This window comes from Streptomyces sp. NBC_00210 (assembly GCF_045160975.1).
GTDB lineage: Bacteria > Actinomycetota > Actinomycetes > Streptomycetales > Streptomycetaceae > Streptomyces.
This window is the reverse complement of record NZ_CP108120.1, coordinates 7,875,689-7,901,888: the sequence shown is the minus strand read 5'-3', so window position 1 is coordinate 7,901,888 and position 26,200 is coordinate 7,875,689. Positions and strand designations below refer to the sequence as shown.

The following is a 26,200-nucleotide window of genomic DNA, read 5'->3' as shown; positions in this document are numbered from 1 at the left end:
AGGGCATGGGCACTTTCGACGGGACGGCTGGGTCCACCACGGCGGACGGCCGTGCGTTGTTCGCGGCGGTACGGTCCGTGCTCACCCGTGTCGACGACCATGCGGCCCGGGCGCAGGGACGGCCGGGACGCGGAGAGAGCCCCGCGGCCGGCGGAGCCGACGGCCCCGCAGGCACGGACGCTCCGGGCGCCGGTGCCCACCGCGCCGCCGCGGCGGATGGGCCCGGACGGCAGGGCGGTGACCCGGGCGCCGAGCCCCTTCCGCGGAGCGAACTCGCGGCCCAAGGCAGCACCCCCACCGCCGCAGCCGGAGGCGCACCGGCAGCCCAGGGCCTACGCGCAGCGGCCCCCGGCGTGCGCCGCCCCGCCACGCTCGACTCGCTCGTCGCCTGCTTCGGGCTCAGCCCCTTCGAGCGTGACGTCGTCCTGCTGGCCGCCGCCGCGGAGCTCGACGCCACGACCGGTGGACGGTGTGCGGCCGCGAGCGGGGACCCCGAGCGCGCCCACCCCACCTTCTCGCTCGCCCTGGCCGCGCTCGACGGCGCCCACTGGAGCGCGCTGACCCCCGTTGCCCCGCTGCGCCGCTGGCGGCTCGTCGAGCTGGAGGACGAGACCCGGCTGACGACCTCCCGGCTGCGGCTGGACGAGCGCATCCTGCACTTCCTCGTCGGCTCGCCCTATCTGGACTCCCGGTTGCACGGACTGCTGCGCCGTGCGCCCGTACCGGAGTCCCTGCCCGCCTCCTACGATCTGGCGGCGAGTCAGGTCGCCGCGAGCTGGGCGGGAGCCGGAGCGCATGCTCCGCTGCGGGTCGAGCTGGTCGGCGGCGATCTGCGGACCCGTGCCGACATTGCCGCCGCGGCGGCCCGCCGTTCGGGGCTGGGGCTCTATTCCATGGCCGCCGACGACATGCCCACCGATCCGGCCGAGCGCGACCGCCTGGCGCGGCTGTGGCAGCGCGAGGCGATCATGCTGCCTGCCGCCCTGCTCGTCGAGGTCGGCGAGCTCGACCGCGACCAAGCCGCGGCGACGGACGCGTTCATCGAGAGCGCGGCCGTTCCGCTCGTCGTCTCCAGCCTCGATCCCCGGCAGACTGCCCGGCCGCGGGGCGAGCGCGTGACCGTGCCCCCACTGGACAGCGATGAGCAACTGGGCGTGTGGGCAGACGCGTTCGCGGAGGTACCGGAGGTGAGCGAGGAGGATCTGCGGGATCTGGTCGAGCAATTCTCGCTGCCGCCGCATCTGATCCGGTCCGCCGGCGCGGCTGTCGTACGGGATCTGCCGGGCGAGGACGAACTCGACGCCACCGCTCTTGCCTGGCGGGCCGGGCTCACCGAGGCCCGGATGGGCATGGACGAGCTGGGCCGGCGGATCGAGCCGCGGGCGGCGTGGGGCGATCTGGTGCTGGCCGAGCGGCAGTTGCGGATTCTGCGCGAGATCGTCGCGCATGTGCGTCAGCGCTCGACCGTGTACCAGGAGTGGGGGTTCGCCGAGACGCTGCGCCGCGGGCTCGGCGTCACCGCGCTCTTCGCGGGCGGCTCCGGCACCGGAAAGACCCTGGCCGCCGAGGTGATGGCGAAGGAACTGGGCCTGGATCTGTTCATCATCGATCTCTCGCAGGTGGTCAGCAAATACATCGGCGAGACCGAGAAGAACCTGCGCAAGGTCTTCGACGCGGCCGAACGCGGCGGCGCGCTGCTGCTGTTCGACGAGGCCGACGCGCTCTTCGGCAAGCGCAGCGAGGTCAAGGACAGCCATGACCGGTACGCCAACCTCGAGGTCAGCTATCTGCTGATGCGGATGGAGGCGTACCGGGGGCTCGCGATCCTGACCACGAACATGAAGCAGGCCCTGGACACGGCGTTCATGCGCCGTATCCGCTTCGTCGTCGACTTCCCCTTCCCCGGTGAGAGCGAGCGCGCCGAGATCTGGCGGCGAGTGCTGCCCGCTCGGGCACCGATGAAGGGCATCGATCCCGAGCAGCTCGCCCGGCTGACCGTGGCGGGCGGCTCCATCCGCAATATCGCGCTGTCGGGCGCCTTCCTGGCGGCGGAGGAGGGCGACCGGCTCCAGATGCGTCACATGCTGGAAGCGGCGCGAACCGAATACCTCAAGCTGGACCGCTCCTTGACGCCCTCGGAGGTCCACGGATGGGTCTGAACGAGGCACGGCGCGAGGCACCGCGCCTTGCGGAGCGCACGATCCGCGTGGACATCGGCGAGCTGGTGCTCGACGGTTTCGAGCGGCTCGACCCGGACCGGGTCTCGGCCGCGTTCGAGGCGGAGCTGTCACGGCTGGTACGGGAGCGCGGCGTGCCGCTGGCGGCGGACGGCGGCCGGGCCCTGGAAGCGCTGTCAGGGCTGCCGCCGCTGCCGAGGACCACGTCGCCGGGACGGCTCGGCGAGGCGCTGGCACGTGCGGTGCACGCCGGACTTTCGGGGCGGGGTGAGCCGCGATGAGTACATCGCATGCCCAGGATGCGCAGGCGGCCCAGGCCGAACGGCGGCGCAAGCGCAAGGAGCGCGCCAAGTCCCTTACACCGGAGCCGAAGAACATCGTCAGCGGCGCCGGACAGCCGCTCGACCTGAGCGTGCGGCGGGAGCTGGAGGAGCAGCTCGGCCACGACTTCAGCCGGGTGCGCCTGCACACCGACCGCGACGCCGGGCAGCTCACCGAGATGCTGGGCGCGGACGCGGTGGCGGTCGGTCAGGACATCTTCTTCCGCGAGGGAACCTACCGTCCGGGCACTGCGAACGGGCAGCGGCTGCTGGCTCATGAGCTGCTGCACACGGTGCAGAACCCGGGCGGTCTGGGCGCGTTGCGCGCGGGCCGCGACCTGGGTGCGGTGAGCCTGCCGCAGCAGGCGATGGAGCGCGAGGCGGAGTCGGCGGCGCAGGCCCTCGTGCGGGGCGAGGAGCAGGCCCCCGAAGTGGAGCCGGAGCAGTCGACGCCCGGCTGGCTGCGCTACGCCACGGTCGACGCCGACCGGTCCCGGATGGAACAGCTGGACCCCGCAACGCTGGTGGACCGGCTGGCCAATGGCGTACTGCGCTCGCTGCGCGGCGACCCGGCGGATCTGTCAGGTCGCGTGCGACTCCAACTCGGCCGGATGTCACCGCAGTTGCAGGACTCGGTGCTGGACCGGCTGGAAGTGCGGCTGCTCTCCAACGAGTACGACCGGCTGCTCGACCTCGCCGAGGAGTCCGAGACCGGGCCCGTCGACCTCCAGCCTGCCGAGGTGCCCGAACCGGAGACCGATCTCTTCGAGCTCCTGGGTGTCGAGCGCACCCAGTGGAAGCGCAAGGAGGAAGGCGGCCGGGGCGCTGAGGACAAGCGGGCCGAGGACTCCAGCGAGGAGCAGAAGGACGCCAGGGCGCGCGACGAGAAGCGCGGCGGCGACCGGAGCAGGGCACAGTCGGACGCAGCGGCCGAGAAGGAGGAGGCCGCCCGGCGCACGGAGCAGGAGGACGAACGCGCCCAGTCCCGGCAGCAGGCGGCACAGGAACAGCAGCAGGAAGAAGAGAAGCAGGACCAGGACCGGCAGCGGGTCGACGAGGCCGCGGACGAGCGTGCGCAGGGCCAGGCGGACGGCGCCGAGCAGACCAAGGAGGAGCGCAAGGAACAGCGCGACCGGGAGGAGCAGGACCCGGAGCAGGCGAACGCCCCCGGCGCCGACAAGCGCAAGCGCAAGGACGACGCGAAGAAGCCGGCGGACGGCTCGAAGCAGGAGAACCTCGACCCGAAGGCGAAGGGGCAGCCCGGGCCCGTACGCCCGGAGAAGGTGGACGAGCGGGCGGAGCAGTCGGACAGCGCGCTGTCCGAGCACGGCCTGCACGAGAAGGACGAGGACGAGGGCGAGCCGCGCGAGGAGGAGAAGCCGCTCGGGCTCGAGGCGGGCGCGGACCGGGAGATCGGCGGCGAGGAGGGCGACCGGGCCAAGGGCGGCGGCACGGCCGAGACCGAGCTGAAGCCCGAGGACTATCTCCCGGACACCGATCTCGACGTCTCGTCGGTTCCCACGGCCGACAACCCCACTGCCACGGTGCCGGCCTTCCCCACTCCCCCGCCGACGAAGGCCGAACAGGTCCAGGAGCAGCGGGAGAACGACGCCGAGGAGGAAGAGGACGAGGACGCCCCGGAGGCGGAGGCCAAGCCGCCGGGTGCCGAGATGGGCCCGGTCGAGGGTGAGGCGCCGCAGCCTGAGGGCGGCCCGGCGGCCGAGGCCGGGGACCGCAGCGAGAAGGACCTCCAGCCGGAGAAACCGGTGGACCAGGAGGTCGGACCCGATCCGGAGACCGAGGGCAGGCAGGAGCCGGAGCCCGAGGCGGAGAAGCAGGACCCGGAGCAGCAACAGGGCGAGCAGAACGCCGACGGCGGGGAACGCGACGGCGATGAGCAGCCTGACGCCAAGAGCGCCGAGGACCAGCAGGAGGAGCGCAAGGAGCAGGAGCAGCAGGACGCCAAGGCCCGTCCTGGGGCGGATGCTTCCGCAGCGCCGGATGTCAGCAGCACCGCTACCGTGGCCGCCGCCACCCCGCCCGCAGGCGCCCACACGGAGCGGACATCCGCCGAGGACCGCAGGCCCTCCCCTGCCGCCCGCCGGGTCGCCGACTCGGCGAAAGGCGACCACGAGGCGTCGGCCCCCAAGAGCGCGGTGCCGAAGGAGAGCGGTCCGGGAGCGGCGCCGAGCGGTGTGGTCGGCGGAAGCGGTACGGCGGGCCCGAGCGCGGCCACCGGCCCCGGCGGGGCGCCCTCGGCGGCGCAGGCCGCGGTCAGTCCGGCGGCCGAACAGGCGGAAAGCCCGGGGAAGTTCGGTGCTCCCGCGCCGGAGGGCACCAAGGCCCAGCCTGAGGCGTCGCTGGAGAAGGACGGCGGCGGTTGCGCCCCTCCGGAGCCCGCGGCGGAGAAGGAGGAGGGCGGCGGTAGTTGCGGTGGCGGTGGGGCCGCTCCCGAGGAGAAGCAGGAGGAGCCGCCCGACGTCTCGGGCCAGGATCCGAAGGCCGCCATCGGCACAGTCAGCAAGCTGGCGCCGGACCAGGCCGCGGCCGCCATGCCCGGTGTGGACGCCGCCGCGGACAAGAAGATCGGCGAGGAGCAGCAGCGGCTCGACGCCAACCCGCCGAAGCGGGAACGCCCTTCGGGTGCCCCGCGCACCCAGTCGGGCCCGCCCGAGGCGGCCGCACCCGCGGCCCCGGTGACGGGCAAGGTCGAGAAGCTCGGGCCCGAGGACCGGGTCGAGAAGCAGAAGGCCAAGGGCAGCGAGAAGGCGGAGGGCGCGAAACCCACCGACAACACTCCCCCACCGCCGGCCCCGGTGGCGGACAAACTGACCGCCGAAGAGGCGAAGAACGTCGATGCCGCGGCCGACGCCGTCCCGACCGTCGACCCGGAACTGCAGAACAAGACGGTCGGCCCCGCCCCCAAGATCAGGCTTGAGGGCGAGAGCGACCCGAAGCGCACGGACGACCAGGCCAAGGCGCTCAAGGAGAAGCAGTCCGACATCCAGAGCACGGGCCGCGAGGACGCGGCCAAGCCGATGGGCGAGGACCAGATCTTCCCCGACGCGCCCCAGGAACAGCTGGTCGGCAAAGCCACGGGCGGTCGACGGCGGGGTGGCGGAGGCGATCTGAAGGCCGGGTCCGCGCCCAAGCCCGGCGTCGGAGCGGTCGCCAAGCAGGAGCGCGGCAGCGAGATCCAGGGAGCCGCCGGCCAGGCCCAGGGCGATCTGGTCACCAAGGAGAAGGAACAGCAGCAGGGCGAGCAGCAGGCCAAGCAGGAGAAGCAGACCGAGATCGACCGCGAGGTCGCCCAGAACGCGGAGAAGCAGACGGCCGAGCGCGGCCGAGCGGCTGAGGACGCCCAGCGCGAGCGCGAGAACTGGCGCACCGAGCAGGACCAGAAGATCGAGGACGCGGACAAGAAGTCCGAGAAGGAACACACCGAGAAGAACAAGGAAATCGTCAAGGCCCGCGACGACAAGGACAAGGAGGTCAGCGACCGGAAGGACAAGGACAACGCGCAGATCGACACGGAGCGCGAGAAGGCGGAGAAGGAGGCCGAGAAGAAAAAGGAGGAGGAGAAGCCCTCGAGGGGCTTCTTCGGCTGGGTCGCCGACAAGGTGAAGAGCGCCTTCAACGCGATCCTCGACGCGGTCACCAAGGTCTTCGACGCGGCGCGCAAGCTTGTCAACGGCATCATCGACACGTTCAAGGAGTGGGCCAACAAGGCCATCGACTTCGTACGTGACCTCGCCATCAGCGCGATCAATGTGCTGGCGGACGCGCTGATCGCCATCGGGGACGTGCTGCTCGCGGCCTTCCCGGAGCTGCGAGACAAGTTCCGCAAGGCGATCGAGGGCCTGCGCGACAAGGCGATCGCAGGGGTCAACGCGCTGGCGGACGGCCTGAAGAAGGCGGTCAACGCGCTGCTCGACGCGCTGGCGGCGGGCCTGAACGCACTGCTCGACGTCCTTGAGGCGGGCATCAAGGCCGTCATCAAGATCTATCAGGCGGTCATCCTCGGCGCGATCAAGTTCGCCCAGGCGGCGATCGAGGCGCTGGGCAAGTTCGCCGCGCTGGTGGCGGACATCGCCCCGGACCCGGGCGGCTGGCTGAGCAAGGCGGGGAGTTCGGCCAAGTCCGGTATTCAGGACCACCTCTGGGGCGCGATCAAGACCGGCGTGAAGCGGTGGTTCGACACGAAGGTCGAGGGCATCCTCGGGCTCGGCAAGGCCGTGATCGACGTCCTGGTGAAGGGCTGCGTCTCGATCAAGCAGATCGGCAAGATGGCGTGGGACGCGATCATCGCGTCGCTGCCGATGATGATCGCCTCGATCGTGATCGAGAAGGTCGTCTCGATGCTGGTCCCGGCGGCGGGGGCGATCCTCACGATCGTGCAGGGCCTGATGGCGGCGTGGCAGAGCCTGAGCTCGATCCTGAACGCCTTCAGCAAGTTCTGGGCCTACCTGAAGGCGGTCAAGGCGGGCCCGGCGGCCTGCCTGTTCGCGGAGGCGGTCGCGGCGGGGATCGTCGCCCTGCTCGACTTCATCGCCAACTTCCTGATGATCCGCCTGTCTTCGGCGACGAAGGGCGTCGGCAAGCGCCTCAAAGTGATGGCCGAGAAGATCACGAAGGGCCTCAAGAAGACGGGCAAGGGCGCGAAGGAGGCGGCGGGAAACGCGGTGAACAAGGCGCGTGGTGCGGTGCGGAACGCGGTCGAGTCCTTGAGGAAGCCGACGGGCCCGTCGAAGCCGAAGGGCCCGCGGGTCCCGAAGAACCGGTCGACGTCGACGGACCGGGGGTCGGGGGCGAACCGCAGCCCACAGACCACGAGCCATGACAGGCCGACGAGCAAGACTCCGGACAAGGAGCGGGAGCGGCGCCGCGACGCATCCGAGGACAGTCTGAACAAGGACAGGGAGTCGGCTAAGGCCCAGCAGGAGCGCAGCCCCGACTCCGCCCCGGCCAAAGACCGCACACCGGACCAGAAGCCGGGCCTGACGAAGGACAAGGCACCCGACACCCCCAAGAAGAAGAAGGAGACGGAGGCCCCGAAGCGCGCGAAGCCACGCAGGCCGAAGTCCCCACTGGGCAAGGCACTCCAGAAAATCAAGGGCAAGGTTAAGTCGGCCCTCAAGAAAGTACGCAACGCCAGGAAGGCGCTCGGCAAGAAACTTCGGAAGTCCAAACTCGGCAAGTCACTCAAGAACAGCGCCAAGAAGGTGCGTGACTTTTTCAAGAAGAAGCGCGACCGCATGCGTGACGACAAGAAGAACCACATGGACAGGAGGAAGCAGCGACGCGACAACCGTAAGAAGAAGGAGAAGTCGCAACAGGCCAAGCATGACCGGCTGGACGAAATCCTGCCCCGACTCCAACGCATCCTCAAGGGGCGATTGGAGCCAGGCATCCCGCAACTGGCGCATCGACTGCTCCTGTCAGCCCTGCGCAAGTGGTACCGGTTGACCAGCCTGGAAAAGGAAGGCAGCGCGGACTTCAAGGTGCGCGCGACTCTCAACCCTGGGCGCACAGTCATCACCGGAATATCGGATAACCTGCGCGACTACCTGAAGCACCAGCAACTGCCGCGGCCCGTGGTTCTGCCCCTGCCCCGGAATGGGACCCCACCGGGGGTCCGGCCCGGCTCGGAGACCAATGCAAAATACATCAACCCGGTCTATGCGGAAGAGCACGGACGGGAGCCGAGCGGGCAGACCACAGAAGGCTTCGACTATCTGGAGTTGCACAAGTTCAACAAGAACCCCGCAGGGCCGCAGTGGGACCGCATGCACCTCATACCCCGCGAAGTGGGCGGAGCGGCGAAAACAACCAACTTCGTACCGGCCAGAAACGAGGACAACAAGGCGTTCTACAACAGCATCGAGAAGTACGCAGGGCAGTCATTCGGCAGCAAGTCCAACGCCAATCCGCCGGTGCCTGGTTGGTACAAGGTATCCCTGGCGCGCTACTCAGGCACAGCCAGGGCGTACCCGACCGGGAAGTACCCGGAAGGCTTCCCGAAGCGGCTGGAAGCCCAGTGGGGCCTGTACGCGAGGAATGGCCGAGGGTCCGGAATCAACCACACGGACTGGAAGCAGTTGCCCGCCAGGATGACAGCCGCGATCGACTTCGCACCCCCGCCGGTCCCGGGCACCAAGCCGGCCACAGTCAACATCAACAAGGACAGCCGGGAGTCCATCAAGGCCGCTCTCAGGCAGAGCGCAGTCTTCATGGACGCAGTCATGGAAGAACGAACAAAGGCAGGTCCCGGCGGCCAGGCGTTCAGCGACATCGTCGATATGCGCACCAAACTTGCGGGCTTCAAATCGAAAGCTGGGAAGAGCCTCTACAACCTCGACAAGAGCATGGACCAGGTTGAAGCGCGCTACGTTGCTGGATTGTTCACCTTCTAGCGGCACCACAACCCTGATCACATACAGAAAGCCAGCGTCATGCAGATCCTCACCCCGAACGAGCAACGGCACGCAGCATCATTGGAGCAAATCCGCACGAGCCCCTTCCTTGAAGCGCAATGCGGCAGCTCCGAGGAGTTGGCGGAGCCCGTCGAAGACCTGCTGCCGCTGTACGAGCACAACCCCGACTGGGAAGGCGTGGAATTCGACGAGCGTCTGCTCAATTGCTCTCTGCGGTTCACGGATCTAGGAGGCCGGTGGGAGACGTCCGGGGATCTCCCGGAAATCTATGGAGAGTTCAGTCTCCTCCATTTCTACGACGTATTCGACCAGCCGGAAGGACCCTCCGGAGGGCAGGAAACAACGGATTTCCAGCGGGAGTTCCTGTCACAGCTGCGTTTTTTTGATCACACGCCTCGCTCCGGTGCGGGAATGATGACATACATTCGAATGCAGCCGCATGTCACACCCTTGGAAATCTGGTACCAGGACATCGCGGACATCGGCAGCGATCCTTATCCGACCAACTTCATCAAGATGGACATCACGTACTGCGAGTATCTTGAGGCATTGATCCTCACCAAAGGCACTTACGGCTGGCAGTACCTCTACACCGACATCTCGCTTCGCGGGGGCGAATTTCACAGCAAAGTCAGCTACCTCGAACACATGCTGGACGTCTTTCCGCGAATCTTTCCCAGCTATGACTACTCAAGTCTTCTGGTCCGCCTGGAGGAACGACTGTGACCCGCTACGCAGACATCCCCAAGCCCATCCGCTCCGGCATCGTCGTCGTCGACCCCGAGCGCGGTACCCCCCAGCGCATCATCGTCCTCCAGTTCAACCCCGACACCCTCGAACGTTCCCTCGCCCCCCAGTCCGCCGGCGGCTCCGGGGACGCGGGCGGCGGAGGGAGCGGAGGGGACCGCAACGAGGCCCTACGCCTCAAGGGGCCCGCCGAGGAGAGCTGGAAGTTCACCGCCGAGATCGATGCCACCGATCAGTTCGAGGTCGCCGCGCCCGACGGGATTCATCCGCAGCTCGCGACGCTGGAGATGCTCGTGCATCCCACCAGCGCTCAGCTTCGCGAGGCCTCCCGCCGGACCCAGAAGGGCACCATCGAGATCAGCCCCATCGAGATGCCGCTGACCCTCTTCACCTGGGGGAGCAAGCGCGTCATGCCCGTGCGGCTCACCGAACTGTCCATCAACGAGTCGGCGTTCGACGTCAATCTCAATCCGATCAGGGCGAGCCTCGGCATCGGCATGAAGGTGCTCAGCGTGAGCGATCTGCCCGCCGGGCACCGCGGGGCCGATCTGTATCTCGCGCATCTGGCGCAGAAGGAACGGCTCGCCGCCGCCGCGCGGGGCGGTCGGCTTGCCGAGCTCGGTCTTGGACGGGGGCTGTAGGACGTGATTGATCCTTATGAGAGCGCGCTGGACGCCATCCCGGGGGCACATCCCTACCCCCGCACCAGCCGGTACCACGACGCGGAGATCGACGTGCACCGCCTCCCGGACGGCACCGAAGTGCGGTACACCAAGCGGCGTTTGCTGCCTCCGCTCAGCGAGGCCGCCGGCGAGACCGCCCCGCACACGGTCAGCAGTGGCGAGCGGCCCGATCATCTCGGGCAGCGCTACTTCGGCGACCCCGGGCAGTGGTGGCAGATCGCGGACGCCAATCCCGTGCTCGACCCGCAGGAGCTGACCGCCGAGCCGGGGCGGACGATCGACATTCCTCTGCCGGGTGGGTTCCATGGCTGACGAGCCCATCGGGAGCGGGCCCGTCCATCTCACCCTGCACATGGGGCCCAAGCTCACCCGCCCGGTGCCGGCCGAGGTGGCCGAGGCTCTGCTGTCCGCGCAGATCACCATGACCGCCGGAGAACGGAGCGGGTTCCAGCTCGCCTTCGATCTGACCAAGCGCGGGCTGATCACTCAGCGGCTGCTGCCCGAGGGGTACTTCGATCCGAAGACCAGGGTGATCGTCACGACATCCGTCAAGGGCACGTCGACGGTGATCCTGGACGGGCTGATCGTGCGGCAGGAAGTGGGCGCCAGCAATCAGCCGGGGCAGACCACGCTCACCGTCACCGGTGAGGATCTGACCCTGCTGATGGACCTGGAGGAGCGGACGGACCGGTATCCGAATCTCGGCCCCGCACAGCGCGTTGAGCGGATTCTGCGGAAGTACGCCGACTATGGAATCGATCCCTGGATCATCCGTGAGCAGATCCATCAGCCGCCTCGCGAGCAGCTGCGGGTCGACTACCAGACCGGCACGGATCTGCAGTATCTGAACGAGCTGGCCCGCGCCAACGGATACACCTTCTATCTGGAGCCGGGTCCGGGCATCGGCCGGTCCGTCGCCTTCTGGGGTCCCGAGCAGCGGCTCGGGCAGCGTCAGCATGCGCTGAACGTCAACATGGACAACAACTCCACCGTCGACCAGCTGACGTTCGCCTACGACGGGACGGCAAGGGAAGAGCCCCAGGCCCGCGTCCAGGACCCGCGCACCCGCGACGTGCGGCTGCTGGCACAGCCCGACATCAGCCCCTTGCGGCCACCGCTCGGCCTCCGCGCCTCCCCCGCACTCAAGCGCAAGACCCTTTCCGGTACGGCGAAGAAGGAGCTCGGGCAGGCCGAGGCCGAGACCCTCGCCAGGGCCGCGACGTCCGCGGACGCGATTTCCGGGTCGGGGTCGCTGGATGTCAACCGGCACGGATATGTCCTGCGGCCACGGGAGTTGGTGGGGGTACGCGGCTCGGGCGTGACGTACGACGGCGACTACTACGTCAAGAGCGTGACGCACAACCTCAGGCCCGGCTCGTACCAGCAGAACTTCACGCTCTCACGTGAAGGACTGATCGCCCGCAGCAGCACCGTACGACCGTAAAGACCAGGAGAACTTCGCATGGCTGCAGGACCGAACAACCGGTTTCTCGGCAAGTTCCGGGGGCGGGTGATCGACAACAGGGATCCGCTCAAGCTCGGCCGGATCACGGCCCAGGTGCCGGATGTGCTCGGCGACGAGGCCTCCACCTGGGCGTTGCCCTGTCTGCCGTTCACCGGACGGCAGGCGGGTCAGTATGTCGTGCCCGAGATCGGCGCCGGCGTGTGGATGGAGTTCGAGCAGGGTGATCCCAGCTTCCCCATCTGGACGGGGAGTTGGTACGGCGACGCCTCCGAGCTGCCGCCGCGGGCGAGCGCCGAGCTGCCCGGCTCTCAGCCCGTGGTCATCCAGACGCCGGGCGCTCACAAGCTGGTGATGTCGGACGTGCCCGGCGGTACGGGGATTCTCCTTGAGGCCAAGAGCGGCGCGTACATCCAGATCGACGAGAAGGGCGTGACGATCGGCAACGGCAAGGGGGCGTCGATCGTGCTGATCGGCGACGAGGTCAACATCAACGAGGGCCGGCTGATCGTGCCGAAGAAGCGATGAGCACCAGGACCAAGGGAACGGGGAGTTACGTGTTGTCGGGGAATCTCGTGAACGGCGGCAGCGTGATCAGCTGCCCGCACGGCGGCCGCGTCGTGCCCGCCTCCGCCCCGTCGTCCGGCGTCCGGATCGACGGCCATCAAGTGCCCACCGCCGCCGACGTCTTCATCGTCAGCGGCTGCCGCCACACGGTCGACGGCGTGCCACATCCGTGCGCCACCGTCCGCTGGACGCCGCACCGCGACAGCGTGCTCATCGACGGCTCACCCGTGCTGCTGGAGGGCACGTCCGCGCTCTGCTTCAGCGCCGCGCTGGTGCCGCAGGGCCCGCCGGTGGTCGCCGCCTCGGCGCGGGGGGTGTCGTCGCGATGAGGAGCGATATCGCCTTCCCCTTCCGCACGGACCGGCGGGGACGCACCGCGCACGCGGCGTACGACGAGCATGTGCGGGATCTGATCGAGCAGTTGCTGTTCACCAGCCCCGGCGAGCGCGTGATGCGCCCCGACTTCGGCTGTGGGCTGCTCGATCTGGTCTTCACGCCCAACAGCCCCGAGCTGGCCTCCGCGCTGGAGCTGTCGGTGCAGGCGTCCCTGCAGCGCTGGCTGGGTGAACTGATCGAGGTGGAGGCCCTGGACGTGGTGAGCGAGGAGAACGTGGTCAGGGTGTATCTGCGCTACGTGGTGCGCTCCACCGCGAGCCGGCGCGACGACGTGTTCGAGGGGAGCGGCCCGGCATGAGCGGTACGAGCAAGGAGTTGGTCTGCCGTACGGACGGCAGGCGCGCCAAGGTACGGGCCGCGCAGCTCGGCGGTGTGGACGCCGTCGAGGTCGGTGACGACGGGCTGACGCTCACCGTCACGTTCCTCGGCAAGGCGCCCCACGGGCTGTGCCCGGAGAACATACGCATCGACGGCGGCCGCCGGATCACCGGCATCGAGGCCGTCGACGTGTCCGTCGAGCGCGAGGAGGACCCGGAGCTCGACGACAGGCTGTACGTCACGCTGGACCGCACCGGCGACACTTCCCGGTACACGCTTTCGGTGGTGGACACGGATCCGTACGGGCGGCCGGGCACCGAGCCCTTCCCCGGTTTCGACCAGCGGTATTTCTCGGCGGAGTTCGAGTTCCGTCCCGATTGCCCCACGCCCTTCGACAGCCAGGACGAGCAGACCGACTGCCCGCCCACCCTCAAGGCCACGCCGGTCATCGACTACACAGCGCGCGACTACGAGTCGATCCGTCGGCTGATCCTGGACCGGCTGGCGCTCACCACCCCGGACTGGGTCGAGCGCAACGCCGCCGACCTCGGCACGACGCTGGTCGAACTGCTGGCCCACACCGGCGATCTGATCAGCTATCAGCAGGACGCGGTCGCGACGGAGGCGTATCTCGACACGGCACGCCGCCGGGTGTCCGTACGCCGTCATGTGCGGCTCATCGACTATCCGATGCACGACGGCGTCAACGCCCGCGCCTTCGTCGCGGTCGAGACCGTACGGGAACTGACGCTGCTGCCCGGCTCCTTCCGTTTCGCCGCTGTCGACGTCCGCACACTGGGGCCGCGGGACCGGCCCGACATCGGGACCGTCATCGACGACCGGGATCTGGCGGTCCTTGACGAGCGCGGCTCGGTGGAGGTGTTCGAGCCGGTCGTCCGCGAGGAGCCGCTGGTGCTGCGGCCCGAGCACAACACCATCCGCTTCTGGACCTGGGGCGACGAGGTGTGCGCGCTGCCCGAGGGGGCCACCGCGGCCACGCTGCGGGACGAGTGGGCGGACGAGGAGTGCTCGGCCAGGTCGCTGACGCTGGCCCCGGGCGATCTGCTGCTGATCGAGGAGGTGCTGGGGGCGCGCTCGGGGACGCCGGGCGACGCCGACCCCGCCCACCGTCAGGCCTTACGCCTCACCTCCGTGACCCCGGCCGTGGACCGGCTGGCGGACCAGCCCCTGCTGGAGGTCACCTGGGCGCAGGAGGACGCGCTTGCGTTCCCCGTCTGTCTCTCGACGCGCGGCGGCCCTCACTGCGATCCGGTGGAAGATGTGAGCGTGGCGCGCGGCAATGTTGTGCTCGTCGACCACGGGCGGTCGCTGACGTTCTGCGACGGCACCCCGGAGACGGTCACCGTGCCTGCCGCGCCCGCCGTCCTCGGGTCCTGCGATCCGTCCGGCTTCGGCTGCTGGGACCGCAAGGAGGGCAATGCCACGGCGGACCTGATCAACGCCCGCCTGGAGCAGACGCGTTCCGGACGGCTGCTGAGTGCCGATCAGATACGGGAGCTGTTCACCGTCGTCGGCGAGGACGCCACCGGCCGCGCCGGTCTCGGCCTGGAACTCGCGGGCCGGCGGCGGGAGAAGGTCGTACCGGGCACCGCCTATGCCCAGGCCGAGGCGCTCCAGACGCTGCTTGCCCAGGTCGTCTACCCGGGCATCGCACCACGCTTCAGGCCGGTGCTGGAGCGCTCTCCCGTCGTGCAGTCCGTGCCGTTCCCCCAGCCGCGCGATGTGTCGGCGGGGCAGGCCGAGCGTCTTGCGGCCATTCCTGGCCGGGTGCGGCAGCGGCTTGTGGAGCTGTGGCGCAGCGCCCGGGACAATGACGGGCTGAGCGAGCCGGAGATCGCCCGGCTGACCGTGCTGTTCGGGCTGCGGGTGCTGGAGCGTCTTGAGCTGCGCCGTCACCCGGTGCGTGCGCTGCGGGAGTTGCTGCACCGCAGCGAGCGGCTGCTGGCCGCGAAGCTGCGCCGGCTCCAGGTGCTGACGGCCCGCTCGCGGGCGGGCGCGGTGCTCGACGCCGGCATCGCGTGGGAGATCGCGCACACCTGGGGTCCCGAGTACGCGGCCGGGCTCCACCCGGACGAGCCCGTGCTGCGGGGCCCCGCTGCCGCGCTCGTACCGGATCCGCGGGCCGCGTTGCCCGCGGTGACGGTCATCGACGGCGACGAGACCTGGACGGTGCAGCGGGATCTGCTCGACAGCGGCCCGCGCGAGCGGCACTTCGTCGGCGAGCTCGAGGACGACGGCCGGATCGCGCTGCGCTTCGGGGACGGCCGGCACGGCGCCCGCCCGGCGCCCGGCGCGCGGCTCGAGCTGCACTACCGGCTCGGCGGCGGCATCGCGGGCAACGTCGGCGCGGAAGCCATCAACCATCTGGTTCTGTGCCGCGATCCGGATGCTTCCGACGCCGGGGACCCGATGCCCGTCGCGGGGGTGCGCAATCCGCTGCCGGCCGTCGGCGGCACCGAACCCGAGCCGGTCGAGCAGGTCCGCCAGCTCGCCCCGCTCGACCTCAAGCGCACCCGGCTGCGGGCCGTCACCGCCGAGGACTATGCGGCGCTGACGTCGAAGCTGCCCGGCGTGCAGCGCGCCGCCGCCGAGATCCGCTGGACCGGCAGCGTGCAGGAGGCGCATGTCGCCGTCGACGCACTGGGCAGCGGGGATCCGTCCCCGGAGCTGCTCGACTCGGTGGCGTACGCGCTGGAGAGCCACCGCCGGATCGGCCACGACCTGGTGGTGGGTCCGGCCAGGTCGGTGCCGCTGGACATCGCGCTCGCGGTGTGTGCGGCGCCCGGCCATCAGCACGGCCAGATCCTCGCCGAGCTGTACCGGCTCCTCGGCAGCCGCCCGCTCTCCGGCGGACGGCTCGGTTTCTTCCATCCCGACGCGCTGACGTTCGGCGAACCGGTGCGGCTGAGCCGTCTGGTGGCCGCGGCAGCGGCCGTCCAGGGTGTGGAGAGCGTACGGGTGACGCGGCTGCGCCGACTGTTCCACGAAGATCCACTCGATGACACCGCACTGGAGGCAGGCGTGCTGCGGCTCGGCCCGCTGGAGATCGCGCGTTGCGACAACGACCCCGACCGGCCCGAACTCGGCCGGCTGTCGATCGAGCTCGGCGGAGGTGCCCGATGAACGGCTCCTGCGGTTGCGGCTGCGGCGGGCACGACGAACGCCATGCGCCGAATGCCCTGTACAACAGGCCGGGCCGCACGGCCCTGGACTACCGGGTCGGCGAGTACGGCTCGTTCCTCGCGGCCATGCTCGACCGGCTCGCCTCACCCGCGTATCCGGCGCTGCGCGGGCTCACCGTCCGCACACCGGACGACCCGGCGATCGGACTCATCGACTCCTGGGCGGTCGTGGGTGATCTGCTCACCTTCCACTCCGAGCGCATCGCCGACGAGGGCTATCTGCGCACCGCCGACGAGCACCGCTCGCTGGCCCTGCTCGGACGCCTCGTGGGACACCGGCCGCGGCCCGGCATCGCCGCCGACACCCATCTCGCGTACACGCTCGACCGGGATCCGCGGGCCGAGGACGTGCCGGTGCTGATCCCGCGCGGCGCGCGCAGCAACAGCGTGCCCACCACGTCCGACGAGGAGTCGCAGGCCTTCGAGACCAGCGAGGACCTGGTGGCTCGCTCGGCCTGGAACGAGCTGGCGGTGCGCCGGCGCCGACCCGCCCTGCTGACTCCGGACGATCTGCGGGGGCGCTCCGAGATCTTCGTCTCGGGCACCGGTACGTCCCTTCAGACCGGGGACAAGCTGCTCTTCGTCTTCGGAGCGGACGGGGACACGGCCGGGCAGCGGCTGCTGCTGCCAGTGGCGCGCATCCGGATCGACCGGGGCGACGACATCACGGCGATCGGGCTGCCGCAGTCCGCGCCGCCGTCGCTGACCGAGCTGGTGGCCGGACTGCTCGAGTGGATCACCGAGGACGAGCGGGAGGTGGAGGAGGGCGAGCCGACTCCCGACAACCCCAATCCGCGTCCGGTCAGCCGGATCATCGAGGACTTCGACGCTCAGGTGCTGGCGCCGCTGCGCGCCGATCTCGACGGGATCAGGACACCCGCGCAGTTCGCCGCGCGGCTGGCCGAACCGCACGACCGGCTCGCCGAGGCACAGGCCATCGCTGCTCCGTACGAAGAAGTCGCCACCTGGTTCGAGCAGTTGGAGGCGGTGGTCGGTGAACTGAGGGAGCGGGCGGCCGAGCTGGAGCCTTCCCGCCCGCAGTCGCCAGTGGCCGCCTCGGGCTCCGAGGCGATGCGGGCGCTCGGCGCCGTACTGCCCGCGCTGCGCACCCGTGTGGTGCGGCCACCGTCGGGCGCGCGCACGCCGGCCCACGATCCGGCACGCTACTTCGCGCCGGGCTCCGATCTCGGAGCCCGGCTGCTGTCCGCGCTCGACCCGCGGGTCGCCGACGGGATGTACGCGGCGTGGCGGAGCGCCGCGCCTGCGGTGCCCGCCCTGCTGCGCGAGTTGCAGGCGATGCGGGTGACCGCCGCTCCGTTCGGGGCGACGGCACCGCTCAAGCCCGTACAGGACGAGCGCGGAAGGGTGATCCGGCAGACGGACTGGCCCGTGAGCGGCGGGGAACTCACCACGATGCGGATCGTGTACGACACGGCCGGACGGGTGCCGGTGCGCGCCGAGTTCCAGCACATCGAGACCGGGTCCTCGTGGCAGCGTTCGGAGAATCTGCCCACTCAGACGAGCTTCGGTCTGGGGCCCGGCAGGGTCTCGCTGCAGACCAGGGTGGGCCAGGACCACGATCTGAGCTGGCTGACCAGGCGCCCCGCAGACTCTCAGGAGCCCGGTGTGACGGCCGAGTTCTCCGACGGGCTTCCGGAGCGGACGCTCTTCGTGTCGAGGCCCGCCGAGGACGGGCGGGTGCATGTGGCCGTGCAGAGCGGCCAACCGCTCAACTGGCTGCTGTCTCCCGGTGACCACAAGCAGGTCACGCACGGCGATGTGGAGGTGACCGCGCGGTACACGGTCGGCAGCGAGCCCGCGAATGTCGAGATCGGCATCGCGACCGTGCCGGAGCAGGCGAACCGTCATGTTCTTCCGCTCGACTCCGTGCAGGACGGGATCACGGTCGGCAGCTGGGTCGCGATCGAGCGTCCCCGCAAGGGCACCGGGGAACCCGACGGCATCCCCGGCGACAAGAAGCTCGCGCTCGTGACCACCCGGGTCACGGCCGTGCGCACCGCCGCGTACACCAACTACGGGATCACCGGCCGCGGCACCGAGCTGACGCTCGCCGATCCCTGGCTGGACGAGCACGACGTGCTGCTCTCCGCGATCCGGGACGCCACCGTGCATGCGGGCGGTCAGGCGCTGCGACCGGCGGACGAGCCGTTGGGTGAGGACGTGCACGGAAACGAGCTCGAACTGGCGGAGCTGTACGACGGGTTGCTGCCCGGCCGTCATCTGGTGGTGTCGGGCGAGCGCACCGACATCCCGAACACCGCCGGGGTGCGCGGCACCGAACTGGCGGTGATCGCCTCGGTGGAGCAGCGGCTCGATCCGCATCTGCCGGGCGACCATGTCCATACGAAGCTGACGCTCACCACTGATCTGGCCTACCGCTACCGCCGTGACACGGTGCGCATCCAGGGCAATGTGGTGCCCGCCACGCACGGCGAGAGCCGGGACGAGCCGGTCGGCAGCGGCGACGCCGGCCGCATCAACCAGACCTTCGCGCTCTGGCAGTCGCCGCTGACCTGGCTGCCCGCCGCCAATCCCCTGGGTGCCACGCCCACGCTGGAGGTCCGTGTCGACGGGCTGTTGTGGCACGAGGTGGACAGCCTCGCCGGGCGCGGGCCGCGTGAACGCGTCTATGTGTCGGGGACGGCCGGGGACGGGCGTACGACCGTGACCTTCGGCGACGGAGTGCACGGCGCCCGGCTGCCCACCGGGCAGGAGAACGTGCGGGCCCGGTACCGCTTCGGCACCGGCAGGGCCGCCAATGTCCGGGCGGACCGCATCACTCAGGCGATCACCCGGCCGCTGGGCGTCACCGCGGTCACCAATCCGCAGCCCGCGACGGGCGGCGCGGACGCCGACGGCCCCGGGCTGACCCGGCGCACGATCCCGCTCGCGGTGTCCGCCCTCGACCGGCTGGTGTCCGTCACGGACTACGAGGACTTCGCCCGCTCCCGGGCGGGCATCGGCCGGGCGACGGCCCGCGAGATCTTCGACGGCCGACGGCGCGTGCTGCATGTGACGGTCGCCGGAGTTGACGACATCGCGATGGCCGAGGACTCCGAGGTGCTGCGCGCACTGCGCTCCTCGCTCGCCGAGTACGGCGACTCCCGGCTACCCGTCCGGGTGGACGTGCGCGAGCTGGTGCTGCTGCTGCTCGCGGCGAAGGTGAAGGTCGCCCGCGACCACACCTGGAGTGTGGTCGAGCCGCGGCTGCGGCAGGCGCTGCTGCGTGAATTCGGCAGCGGGCGGCGCGAGTTGGGTCGTCCCGCGCGGCTGTCCCAGGTACTGGCGACCGCCCATTCGGTGCCCGGCGTCGACTATGTGGACGTCGACCTGTTCACCGGAGTCCCCGCCTCCGTCACACCCGGCGGGCTGACCGGCCTGGCGGAAACGCTCGCCGAGCCACAGACCTCGGTCGGGTCGCGGCTCGCCGAGTACGACGAGGACGTGCACCACGTCACCGCCGATGAGGGCGAGACACTCACACAGGTCGCCGCCAGGTACGGCATCCCGCTCGCCGAACTGCTGCGGCTGAACCCGGACATCACCGATACCCGGCGGCTGAAGAAGGGCCGTGCGGTGTTCGTGTTCCGAGGCATCCGGCCGGCCCAGCTGTCAATCCTCTCCCCGCATGTCGCGGACACGCTGATTCTGACGGAGGTCACCTCATGACCAGGGAACCGGACGGCCTCGCGGATCTGCTCCCGCAATGGCACCGCCTGCGGGACGCCGAGGACGGTGAGCCGCTGCGCGCTCTGCTGGCCGTGATCGCCGAACAGGTCGACCGGGTACGCGACGGGGTCGAGCAGAGCTACGAGGACTGGTTCGTGGAGACCGCGGCGCCGTGGGTGCTGCCGTATCTCGGCGATCTGGTCGGCTACTCCCCACTGCCGGGATATGAGCGCGTGCAGGCGCAGGGCCTTGAGGGCGGGGACGGCGATTCCCGCAGCCGCCTCGCCGAGGCGCTGGCGCCGCGCCGCGACGTGGCCGCCACGGTCGCCAACCGACGGCGCAAGGGCACTCTCGCCCTGTTGGAGGAGCTGGCCGAGGACGTCGCCGGATGGCCCTCGCGGGCCGTGGAGTTCTCCCGGCTGGTCTCCCACCAGCAGCCGGTGAAGCTGTACGGATCGGGCACGGACGCCACGAATGCGCACCGGCGTGCCCGCGGCAGGCTCGTCGACGTACGCGAAGGGGGCGCGCTCGATCTGGCGGGCGGTCCGTTCGGTTCGGTCGCCCGGTCCGTGAATGTGCGGCGCGCCAACTCGGCGCGTACGCAAGGCGGCTACTCCCCGGCCGGGGTCGGACTGTTCGTCTGGCGGCTGAAGCCGTACCAGGTGACGGGCGCGCCCGCGTACTGCATCGACCGGGCCCGCAGTCTCTACACCTTCTCGATCCTGGGCAATGACACGCCACTGGTGACCAGGCCGGTACCGGAGCCGTCGGCGACCCACGTGGCAACGATCGACAATGTGCCCGCGTACATCCGGCGCCGTCAGCTCGCCGACCGGCTCGCGGACTACTACGGGCCCGGCAAGAGCTTCACGATCTGGCGCGACGGACAGGACGAGCCGGTGCCGCTCTCGGACCTCGTGGTGGCGGATCTGAGCCACTGGCGCTATCGCCCCAAGCGGGGGCAGGTGGCCATCGACCCGGCGCTCGGCCGGATCGCGTTCGGCTCGCGGTCCGCGCCGCGGCAGGGTGTGTGGGTCACGTACCACTACGCCTTCGCCGACGACACGGGCGGCGGCGAGTACACGCGCGAGCGTGAGACGCCCACTGCGGCCAAGGTCTACCGGGTCGGCCCCGGCCAGGGCCACCAGCGGATCATGGACGCGTACAACGACTGGCGGCGCGACCGGCGGGCCGGGCACTGCGGCCCGGACGGCATCATCGAGATCACGCACAGCGGCGCCTACCAGGAGCAGCTGGACTTCGATCTGGATCCGGGCGACCGCCTTGAGCTGCGCGCGGCCGAGGGCACAAGGCCGGTGATCCGGCTGCTCGACTGGTACAGCAACCGGCCCGACGCGCTCAACATCCGGGCCCAGGAGGAGGGCGAGGGCGGAGCTCCGCGGATCATGCTCGACGGTCTGCTGATCACCGGTCGCGGGCTCAATGTCACCGGTCCCGTCGGGGCGGTGGTGCTGCGGCACTGCACCCTCGTGCCGGGCTGGTCGCTGGAGCCCGAGTGCGATCCGCACTCCCCCGAGGAGCCGAGTCTGGTGCTGGATCGCACTACCGCGTGCGTGTCCATCGATCGCAGCATCCTCGGCACCATCGAGGTGATCGGCGACGAGGTGAACCACGATCCGCTGCCCATCCACATCCGGGACAGCATCCTGGACGCCACAGGCCACGACCGGGCGGCGCTGTCCGCGCCGGACTGCCGTCACGCACATGCCGTACTGCACGCGCACCGCACCACCGTCATCGGCGAAGTCCACACGCATGCGGTGGAGATCGCCGAGAACAGCATCTTTACCGGGCGGATGCGGGTGGCCCGGCGGGGCATCGGCTGTGTGCGCTTCAGTTACGTACCCGCCGGCTCGCGCACTCCGCGCCGCCACCGCTGCCAGCCGGATCTGGTGGGCAGAGACAACGCGCAGCTGGTCCGGCCGCTGTTCACCGGCGAGCGGTACGGCACGCCCGCATACGGGCAACTGGCCGCGGGCTGTGCCGAGGAGATCAGGCGCGGCGCCGAGGACGGCTCCGAGATGGGCGCCTTCCACGACCTCTACCAGCCGCAGCGCGAAGACAGTCTGCGCGCCCGGCTCGCCGAGTACACCCCGGCGGGTAGCGACGCCGGGATCATCCCCGTCACCTGACACGACTTCCACTGCCCAATCCTGAGGGGGACCCCTTCCCATGCACGCAGACATCTCCCGCATCACCTTCCGGCCGGACCGGCACTACTCGGCGGTGATCGCCCAGCAGGGCCGTGTCCAGCTGGACGCCGACGCCAATGAGCAGACCGCGATCCAGCTGGTGCAGGCCCGTACCACCGCAGCCGATCTCATCGGGCAGCACGGCGGCCCGCGCGGCGCCACCGGCTTCGAACTTCACTTTCTGGGCGGCAGCCGGGAGTTGGACGACCTTTCCATCGGCGGCGGCCGCTACTACGTGGACGGCATCCTGCTCGATGCGACGCGCCCGCAGCCGGGCGTCCCGGTCGTGGACGACACACACGACGCACACAGCACCGAGGAGGGCGAGAAGGACGCGCCCGCCGAGACGCAGCCGCCGGCCACCTGGACGTACTGGGACCAGCCCGACGGCCACCGGGACCCGGAGCGCCCCGGCGACCGGCTGCCCTCCCAATTTCCGTACCTCGCCTATCTGAAGGTGTGGGAGCGCTCGGTGACCGCGGCCGAGGACCCGCTGCTGCGCGAGGTGGCGCTGGGGTCGGCGATGCCCGACACCGCGGCCCGGCTGAAGGTCGTCTGGCAGGTGCTGCCGCTGCCCGGCTCACAGCTGGAACTGGCGGACGGGGCGAACAAGGACCAGGTGCGGGCCGCGTTCGCCAAGTGGGTGGCGGCGCAGGCGCCGAGTGCGCGGATGGCGGCGCGCAGCGAGCGGCCCGAGCATGCGGACGAGGACCCGTGCCTGGTGAAGCCGGACGCCCGTTATCGCGGACAGGAGAACCAGCTGTACCGCGTCGAGATCCATGAGGGCGGCGCGGCGAAGGACGCCACCTTCAAGTGGTCCCGGGAAAACGGCTCGGTGACCTTCCCGGTCGACGAACTGGACGGCACCTGGACCGAGTTGGCCTCGCTGGGCAGTGACGACAAGCTCGATCTGAACGTCGGCGACTGGGTGGAGCTGGTGGACAGCGCCTCTCTCAGCCGCGGCGAGCCGCTGCCGCTGCTGCGGATCGAGGAGATCGACCTGCCGGGCCGCCGGGTGCGTCTTTCGGCCGAGCCTGACCCGTCGGTCGGGCGGCGCCCCGAGCTGCACCCCTTCCTGCGGCGCTGGGACCACCGGCCCGGTGCCCGGCACACGGGCGGCGGCCGTACGAAGCAGGGCACCGCCAAGGTGCGGGGCGGCGCGCTGCGGATCGAGGAAGGCGGCTGGCTGCCGCTGGAGGACGGCGTGTTCGTGTACTTCGAGCCGGGCAAGTCCTACCGTCCGGGCGACTACTGGACCGTGGCCGCGCGGACGGCGACGGGCAATGTGGAGTGGCCGACGGACGCGGCACGGCGGCCTCTGCTGCAGGCCCCGGCGGGCAACCATGTCCACTATGCGCCACTGGCCTGGGTGCTTGGAGAGGGCTCGGTGGCCGATCTGCGCCTGGCGTTCGCACCGCTGGCCGCCCCCGTCCCGGCCGCCGACGCTGAGGCGTTGGAGGCGGAGGCCACGTATGAAGCAGAGGCAGCGGCGGCCGAGAAGGCGGCGGCTGCCGGTTCGGGCGCACGGACGGCGGGAGCGGACGAGCAGGGACAGCCCGAGAAGTGACGTACCACCTGGAAGGAGCACCACCATGGCAACGCCTCTGACCGCCTCCCAACTGGTCAAGGTCCTGCGTGACGAAGGGCTACAGGTCGTCGAGCACCGGAGCTGGCGGACGCACAACCGCAATCACAAGGGTCCTTGGGGCCCCATGCACGGCGTGATGATCCATCACACCGTGACCAAAGGCACCCAGAACTCAGTGGCCATCTGCTACAACGGCCACTCCAGCCTGCCGGGCCCGCTGTGCCACGGGGTGATAGCCAAGGACGGCTCGGTCCATATGGTCGGCAACGGCAGAGCCAACCACGCCGGGCTCGGCGACGACGACGTCCTGCGCGCGGTGGTCAACGAGGCCGCCCTGCCGGGCGACAACGAGGCCAACACCGACGGCAACCGGTACTTCTACGGCTTCGAGTGCGTCAACCTCGGCGACGGCAAGGACCCGTGGCCCGCCGCCCAGCTGGAGGCCATCGAGAAGGCGGCGGCCGCGATCTGCCGCGCGCACGGCTGGTCGCAGCGCTCGGTCATCGGCCACAAGGAGTGGCAGCCGGGGAAGGTCGACCCGCGCGGGTTCACGATGGACTCGATGCGCGCGCGGATCAGGGCCCGGCTGGGCGGCAAGCCGTCGGGCCCGGCCAAGCCGCCCCCGACCCAGCCGCCGGCGGCGCACGAGCCGTTCCCCGGCGCCGCGTTCTTCGCGCCCGGCCGGCACAGCCCGATCATCACGGCGATGGGGAAGCGGCTGGTGGCGGAGGGCTGCGGGCAGTACGAGGTCGGGCCGAGCCCGGACTGGTCGGAGGCCGACCAGAAGTCGTACGCCGCATGGCAGCGCAAGCTGGGGTTCTCGGGGAGCGACGCCGACGGCATCCCGGGAAAGTCGAGCTGGGACAGGCTGAAGGTGCCCAACGTCTGAGCCTGTCCTGGACGGACTTGTTCCCCACCCCCCACCCCCCACTTCCCGCGCCCCGCCGGCGTTTGAGGCGTGAGGTCCCCCCGCGCCCGCAGGGCGTAGGGGGAGGGTCTGGATCGGAGCCCCAGGGGACGCGGCGGAGGGCACGGCAAGTGCACGGTAACGTTCCGCGCACAGGAGGCATCGGGCGATCTGCTTCCGATGGAGGATCGGATGAGCCAGGGCACCACCGCCGTCATCGGTGCCGCGGAAGTGCGCGCGGCCCTCCCCGTGGCCGCCGCAGTCGCCGCGATCCAGAACGCCCTGCGCAACGGCCTCGACCCCGAGACCGACCCCGCCCGCACCGTCGTCCCGGTCAACCACGGTCAGCTGCTGATCATGCCCTCGCACTCCCACCGCTATGCGGGCGTCAAGATCGCCACGGTGGCGCCGGGCAACCCCGTGCTCGGACTCCCCCGCATCCAGGGCAACTATCTGCTGTTTGACGCCGCGACGCTGAGCCCGCTGGCGGTGCTCGACGGTGTCGCGCTCACCGCCGTCCGTACCGCAGCCGTCTCGGCGGCAGCGGCCGATCTGCTCGCCGTGCCGGACGCCGCGCGACTCGTCGTCTTCGGCACCGGACCGCAGGCCCACAGCCACATCGAGGCGCTGCGCGCCGTCCGCCCGGTCCGGCGCGTCACGGTCGTCGGCCGCGACCGCGATCGTCTCGCCACCTTCCTCGAGCAGTACCGGGATGCGGGGCTCACGGTTGAGGCCGGTATGCCGGACGCGGTCGGGGAGGCCGATCTGGTGGCGTGCTGCACCACGGCTCGTACGCCACTCTTCGACGGCGCATCGCTGCCCGCGCACGCGACGGTCGTCGCCGTGGGATCGCACGAGCCCGAAGCTCGCGAGGTCGACGACGAAGCGGTGCGCCGCTCGACGGTGGTGGTTGAGGCCCGCGGCGCCGCACTGCGCGAAGCCGGCGACGTCATCCTCGCCGTGCAGTCCGGCGCGCTGGATCCCGACTCCCTGGTGACCCTCGCGAATCTGGCCCGCGGCACAGCTCGGGCCGACGACTCGCGCCCCCGCCTCTTCAAGAGCGTCGGCATGGCCTGGGAGGACCTCGTCGTCGCCTCGGTCGCCTACGAGTCCCTTCAGCGCCAGGCAGGCTTGTCGTAGCGGGTGGGCAGGCTGCGCGATTGCTTGAGGTCACGGCAAGCGCCTGCGCCTGGCCCAGAGCAGGGAGGCGTGAGCGCTGTCCGAGTTTGGCCAGAATGCGGGGCGAGGTGGGCTTTGACGGTGCGTTCGGCGATGGCGAGGTACTTGGCGGTCTCGCCATTGGTCAGGCCCGAGCCGAGGTAAAAGGAGTACCTGTTTTTCCCGGTCTGTGAGGTCGTCGAGGTTCCAGGGGCCCTGGAACGGGCCGCTGTCGGACAGCTCAGTTACGGGATGCTCGCCATGGCGGCCGGTATGCCGCGGCTCATCGACTGCGAGACTCCGCTGATCACCCGCGCTCAGGCCGGCACGCATCTGG

16 protein-coding genes are annotated in these 26,200 nt (G+C 70.3%); all 16 read left to right on the top strand.

Features of this window, described 5'->3' with window-relative positions; translation table 11 throughout:
- Nucleotides 1-5 precede the first annotated feature (5 nt).
- The 16 genes from OG729_RS35700 to OG729_RS35625 all read left to right on the top strand — a co-directional run bounded on the left by OG729_RS35700 (nt 6) and on the right by OG729_RS35625 (nt 25,845).
- Nucleotides 6-2,159: an ATP-binding protein gene (locus tag OG729_RS35700; protein ID WP_405811394.1), complete on the top strand. Its 2,154-nt coding sequence runs from the start codon at nt 6-8 to the stop codon at nt 2,157-2,159.
- Nucleotides 2,150-2,458: a hypothetical protein gene (locus OG729_RS35695; RefSeq protein ID WP_405810115.1), complete on the top strand. Its 309-nt coding sequence runs from the start codon at nt 2,150-2,152 to the stop codon at nt 2,456-2,458. The genes OG729_RS35700 and OG729_RS35695 overlap by 10 nt, the downstream gene beginning before the upstream one ends.
- A complete protein-coding gene (locus tag OG729_RS35690; protein ID WP_405810114.1) occupies nt 2,455-8,910 on the top strand; it encodes a DUF4157 domain-containing protein in 6,456 nt (2,151 codons plus the stop codon). Before OG729_RS35695 ends, OG729_RS35690 begins: the two co-directional genes overlap by 4 nt.
- 39 nt (nt 8,911-8,949) lie before the next feature.
- Nucleotides 8,950-9,657: a hypothetical protein gene (locus OG729_RS35685; RefSeq protein WP_405810113.1), complete on the top strand. Its 708-nt coding sequence runs from the start codon at nt 8,950-8,952 to the stop codon at nt 9,655-9,657.
- Nucleotides 9,654-10,319, top strand: a complete 666-nt coding sequence (locus tag OG729_RS35680; protein WP_328681006.1) for a hypothetical protein — start codon at nt 9,654-9,656, stop codon at nt 10,317-10,319. Before OG729_RS35685 ends, OG729_RS35680 begins: the two co-directional genes overlap by 4 nt.
- 3 nt (nt 10,320-10,322) lie before the next feature.
- Nucleotides 10,323-10,673: a hypothetical protein gene (locus OG729_RS35675; RefSeq protein ID WP_405810111.1), complete on the top strand. Its 351-nt coding sequence runs from the start codon at nt 10,323-10,325 to the stop codon at nt 10,671-10,673.
- Nucleotides 10,666-11,805: a hypothetical protein gene (locus OG729_RS35670; protein WP_405810110.1), complete on the top strand. Its 1,140-nt coding sequence runs from the start codon at nt 10,666-10,668 to the stop codon at nt 11,803-11,805. Before OG729_RS35675 ends, OG729_RS35670 begins: the two co-directional genes overlap by 8 nt.
- A gap of 18 nt (nt 11,806-11,823) precedes the next feature.
- Nucleotides 11,824-12,351: a phage baseplate assembly protein V gene (locus tag OG729_RS35665; RefSeq protein WP_405810109.1), complete on the top strand. Its 528-nt coding sequence runs from the start codon at nt 11,824-11,826 to the stop codon at nt 12,349-12,351.
- Nucleotides 12,348-12,719, top strand: a complete 372-nt coding sequence (locus OG729_RS35660) for a hypothetical protein (protein ID WP_405810108.1) — start codon at nt 12,348-12,350, stop codon at nt 12,717-12,719. The genes OG729_RS35665 and OG729_RS35660 overlap by 4 nt, the downstream gene beginning before the upstream one ends.
- A complete protein-coding gene (locus OG729_RS35655; RefSeq protein ID WP_266487781.1) occupies nt 12,716-13,084 on the top strand; it encodes a GPW/gp25 family protein in 369 nt (122 codons plus the stop codon). The genes OG729_RS35660 and OG729_RS35655 overlap by 4 nt, the downstream gene beginning before the upstream one ends.
- Nucleotides 13,081-16,248: a putative baseplate assembly protein gene (locus OG729_RS35650; protein WP_405810107.1), complete on the top strand. Its 3,168-nt coding sequence runs from the start codon at nt 13,081-13,083 to the stop codon at nt 16,246-16,248. Before OG729_RS35655 ends, OG729_RS35650 begins: the two co-directional genes overlap by 4 nt.
- Nucleotides 16,245-19,997 carry a putative baseplate assembly protein gene (locus OG729_RS35645; protein WP_405810105.1) on the top strand — a complete coding sequence of 1,251 codons (3,753 nt, stop codon included), beginning with the start codon at nt 16,245-16,247 and terminating at the stop codon, nt 19,995-19,997. Before OG729_RS35650 ends, OG729_RS35645 begins: the two co-directional genes overlap by 4 nt.
- Complete coding sequence (locus tag OG729_RS35640; protein WP_405810104.1) at nt 19,994-22,150, top strand: hypothetical protein; 2,157 nt, start codon at nt 19,994-19,996, stop codon at nt 22,148-22,150. The genes OG729_RS35645 and OG729_RS35640 overlap by 4 nt, the downstream gene beginning before the upstream one ends.
- 40 nt (nt 22,151-22,190) lie before the next feature.
- Complete coding sequence (locus OG729_RS35635; protein ID WP_405810103.1) at nt 22,191-23,777, top strand: DUF6519 domain-containing protein; 1,587 nt, start codon at nt 22,191-22,193, stop codon at nt 23,775-23,777.
- A gap of 25 nt (nt 23,778-23,802) precedes the next feature.
- Nucleotides 23,803-24,687 carry a peptidoglycan-binding protein gene (locus OG729_RS35630; RefSeq protein WP_405810102.1) on the top strand — a complete coding sequence of 295 codons (885 nt, stop codon included), beginning with the start codon at nt 23,803-23,805 and terminating at the stop codon, nt 24,685-24,687.
- 210 nt (nt 24,688-24,897) lie between these two features.
- On the top strand, nt 24,898-25,845 hold the full coding sequence (locus tag OG729_RS35625) for an ornithine cyclodeaminase family protein (protein WP_405810101.1): 948 nt from the start codon (nt 24,898-24,900) through the stop codon (nt 25,843-25,845).
- Nucleotides 25,846-26,200 lie beyond the last annotated feature (355 nt).